We start from the raw sequence: 1,030 nt of genomic DNA, 5'->3' as shown, positions 1-1,030 counted from the left end.
CGGCCTGATCCTTGTCAATCACCGCCGGGTTGCCGAGCCCTTCGGGCAGACTGATTAGCAGCCCCGGATGATCACCGGTACCAGGGACATCATTGCCGCCGGGCAACGTGTCGTTGTAGAGCGCCCACGCTTCGATGGATTTGCTGTCATTGCCGGCGACGTTTTCCAGAATGTATTGGATTTTGTTGATGACGCCGTCGTGAAGTGCCCTCTGGAACACGGTAAAGGTCATTCGCTCGTTGATGACTGGTTGTGGAACGCCACTTTGCTCACCGTTGACGAAGAGTCTGATACTTGCATATTGATCAACATCCGCAGGCGGATCGACCACCACCTGTACACCAGCGGCGTTGATTTCATCGCGCGTGAGGTCCGTGAATACCTTCAACGGCAAGCCATAGGCGACTGTCGGTGGCTCTGCCGGCGGGTCAGTGATCACGTTCTTGGTGGCAACAGGAATTATCACCGGATACAGCGTCATGACCGTGTTGTCGGGTTGCGTCTTTTCCATGGCACACCTTCCTGATGAGACGGCCAGAGAGGGCTGGCCGGGATGGAGACATCAGATACCGGGCGGGGGAAGTTGGCTACTGTCAGATCTGACAGTGGAGGGTGCTTTTGCGACGAATGGTAGGTCGCTGCGGATGCAATGCCCTGTGGGAGTGAACCTGCCCGCGAATGCGGTTTTTCAGTCGACATCTCAGTGACTGATACTCAGCCTTCGCGAGCAAGCTCGCTCTCACAGCATCTTCAAACGTCGCAGAATTTGTGTCCCACCAAGACCAATTGTGGGAGCGAGCCTGCTCGCGAAGGGGCCGGCAGCGGCCACAGCATAGTTCAGCCGGCCCGCATTACCCCGGCATCTCCAGATTATCCAGCACCCGATTCACCGCCAATTCCCCGAGCATGATCAACTGCGCAATCCCCATCAGCGTCCGGCGCTGGGATGGCTTGACCAGTCCGGCGAATTCCTGAGCGATGGTTTTGGCGGAGGCGAGGGTTTCGCAGGCGTTGGCCAGCAGGTCTTCGT

Annotated in this window: 1 protein-coding gene; it reads right to left on the bottom strand. The window is 57.7% G+C overall.

The window, feature by feature from the left end; all coding sequences use genetic code 11:
• On the bottom strand, positions 1-511 hold a 511-nt coding region (locus D6877_RS15045; RefSeq protein WP_178083689.1), incomplete at its 3' end, for a hypothetical protein.
• Positions 512-1,030: the final 519 nt, after the last annotated feature.

The organism is Pseudomonas sp. Sample_9 (assembly GCF_004307535.1).
Taxonomy (GTDB): Bacteria; Pseudomonadota; Gammaproteobacteria; order Pseudomonadales; family Pseudomonadaceae; genus Aquipseudomonas; species Aquipseudomonas mercuritolerans.
The sequence above is the reverse complement of the archived record's forward strand: the minus strand, read 5'-3'. Positions and strand labels throughout refer to the sequence as shown.